The organism is Pseudoalteromonas sp. Z1A6, from assembly GCF_011378745.1.
GTDB lineage: Bacteria > Pseudomonadota > Gammaproteobacteria > Enterobacterales > Alteromonadaceae > Pseudoalteromonas > Pseudoalteromonas arctica.
In genome coordinates, this window is sequence record NZ_WTKW01000472.1 from 1 (window position 1) to 2,552 (window position 2,552).

Here is a 2,552-nt window from a genome sequence, read left to right on the forward strand (position 1 = left end):
TAAATTTAGAATCGATAAAATTTACACAACTAAATATTCAAATAACTAGATAACTACTTTTGGCAATTTGAGCAAAAAATAGTACTGCGCTGCCCCAATCTAATTTCTTCCAATTCGTTTTCGCACGTCATACATGGCTTGCCTTTGCGCCCATATACTAATAACTCTTGAGCAAAATACCCTGGCTTACCATCACTTTGTGCAAAGTCTTTAAGCGTTGTACCACCTTGTATTATAGCCGCAGCAAGCGTGTCTTTTATAATAGGGATAAGTGCTTGATAACGTTTGAGCGATACTTTTCCCGCTTCTCGCTTTGGATGTATACCCGCTTTGAATAACGATTCATTCGCGTAAATATTACCAACACCAACCACCACTGCGTTATCCATAATAAATTGCTTTACGGGTACTTTTCTATTGCGCGATTGTTCGTACACGCGTTTAGCAAAAAAGTCATCGGTAAGCGGCTCAGGGCCAAGCTTAGAGAGTAGCTTATGCACTTCACCTGGCTCTTGCCATAAGCAACAACCAAAGCGACGAGGATCGTTTAAGCGCAGTGCTTTACCGTTGCCAAAAATAAACTCAACATGGTCATGTTTTTTAAGCGGCTCATTTTTTTCTACAACACGTAAATTACCCGACATACCCAAGTGTAAAATAGTGCTGCCCAGTTCACAGTGTAAAAGTAAATATTTAGCTCGTCGTTCAATACTAGTAACAATTAGCCCTTCAAGCTGATACACGTCATCAGGCACTGGCCAGCGCATACTGGCATTGTAAATATTTACCTTAGTAACTACTTGGTTTTGTACGTGGGGAGTGATGCCCATTCGGCTCACTTCTACCTCTGGTAATTCAGGCATTAATTAGACTCACTTTGTGAAAAATCAAAACTAGGAAATAACTGCTGTGCAGTTTTTAAATCGAGTGCGAGTATTCGTTGGCTACTCTTTTCGAGTAAGTAATATTGCCCATCGCCTTTATAAAGCAAATAAACCCAAGGTAAACTCTCGCCAGCCAACTCAAATGTAGCAACATATAAAGGCTCATTAGGATTAAAAACAACAGATTCGTTAACGCCCATTAACTGCGCGCTTTGCCACTGATTAATTAAATCACTAAGTTGCTGCTCAGAGGCTTGCCACACAAGCGGTATGTCTTTTTGTAGTGGGGTTGTACGCCAGCTTGTTCCTATTCGCTCAATTTTTTGATCAACAAATTGCAGTGTCAGTACAAAACTTTGCTGGGGGAGTACGGCTTGTAATGTTGGTTTATCCTCCCCTCCCAAAAGTTGCTTATGCCAGCCATTTAAGAAGAAGATCATAATCAACATCGAAAATATTATAACGTTGTTCCAACCTTTACGGCCCAGTCGCATATTAATACACCTAGTAAATTCAAGATTTTAAAGTGTAACTAAAACTTAATTGCGCTGTCTATATGTTAAAGGCCGCAGACTTTGTTAGAATATCGGCAAATTTAAAGGAGTTCCGTCAATGTCTATGTATGTAGTGGGCCATAAAATCCCAGATTCAGATTCTATTTGTGGTGCAATTGCACTGGCTTATTTAAAAAACCAAATCGATGAGCCAGCAATTCCAACTCGTCTTGGTGAAATATCACCTGAAACTCAATTTATCCTTGATAAATTTGGCTTCGAAGCACCAGAGCTTAAATTAAGCTACGCGGGTGAAGATGTGTATATTGTAGATCACACAGAAAAAACACAAGCACCTGATGATATCGACCAAGCTCGCGTTGTTGGCGTGGTAGATCACCACAAATTAGGTGACTTAACATCATCTACTCCGCTTGAATGCTGGATTCGTCCTGTTGGTTGTTCAAACACCATTATTAAAATGATGTACGACTTCTACAGCGTAGAAATCCCTAAAGACATCGCGGGTATTATGATGTGTGCAATTTTAAGCGACACAGTCATATTTAAATCACCAACATGTACCACTGCCGATATTAAATGTGTTGAAGCGCTAGCTGAAATTGCAGGTATCGATGACTTTAAAGAATTGGGTATGGATATGTTCCGCGTTAAATCTGCGGTAGAAGACACACCAGCACGTGATTTAGTAATGCGTGACTTTAAAGATTTCAACATGAACGGTAACCTGGTAGGCATTGGCCAGCTAGAAGTAATCGACCTTGCTGTTTTTGACGATATTAAAGCAGACCTTGCAGCCGATATTGCTAAGCTTAAAGTTGAGGGCAACCGCCACTCTGTATTTTTACTGCTTACCGATATAATGAAAGAAGGCTCAGAAATGCTAATTGTATCTGACGATGCAAACTTAGTTGAGCAGGCTTACGGTGTAAAACCAGAGAATGATAAAGTATGGTTAGATGGTGTACTAAGCCGTAAAAAGCAAGTAGTACCACCACTACAAGATGCATTCACAAAAATATAATGATACCAATTTTATTAAAAACATGATTATTTTATCGCATTAAATAGCTCACTAATTTAATGCTATTGGTATAACGTTTTTTGATTTAAAAGCCTTGTTGGTTATGCCAACGAGGTTTTTTTATATCAA

General features: G+C 39.1%; 3 protein-coding genes. 1 reads left to right on the forward strand and 2 read right to left on the reverse strand.

Going from position 1 to position 2,552, the window contains the following annotated elements; translation table 11 throughout:
- Positions 1-53: 53 nt before the first annotated feature.
- Positions 54-863 carry a bifunctional DNA-formamidopyrimidine glycosylase/DNA-(apurinic or apyrimidinic site) lyase gene (gene mutM, locus GQR46_RS18610; RefSeq protein WP_165742011.1) on the reverse strand — a complete coding sequence of 270 codons (810 nt, stop codon included), beginning with the start codon at positions 861-863 and terminating at the stop codon, positions 54-56.
- The gene (locus tag GQR46_RS18615; protein WP_165742013.1) at positions 863-1,378 is read right to left on the reverse strand and encodes a hypothetical protein; all 516 of its coding nucleotides are present in this window, start codon (positions 1,376-1,378) and stop codon (positions 863-865) included. Before GQR46_RS18615 ends, mutM begins: the two co-directional genes overlap by 1 nt.
- Positions 1,379-1,496: 118 nt before the next feature.
- Between GQR46_RS18615 and GQR46_RS18620 the strand changes: the two genes are divergently transcribed.
- On the forward strand, positions 1,497-2,423 hold the full coding sequence (locus GQR46_RS18620; protein ID WP_010553321.1) for a manganese-dependent inorganic pyrophosphatase: 927 nt from the start codon (positions 1,497-1,499) through the stop codon (positions 2,421-2,423).
- Positions 2,424-2,552 lie beyond the last annotated feature (129 nt).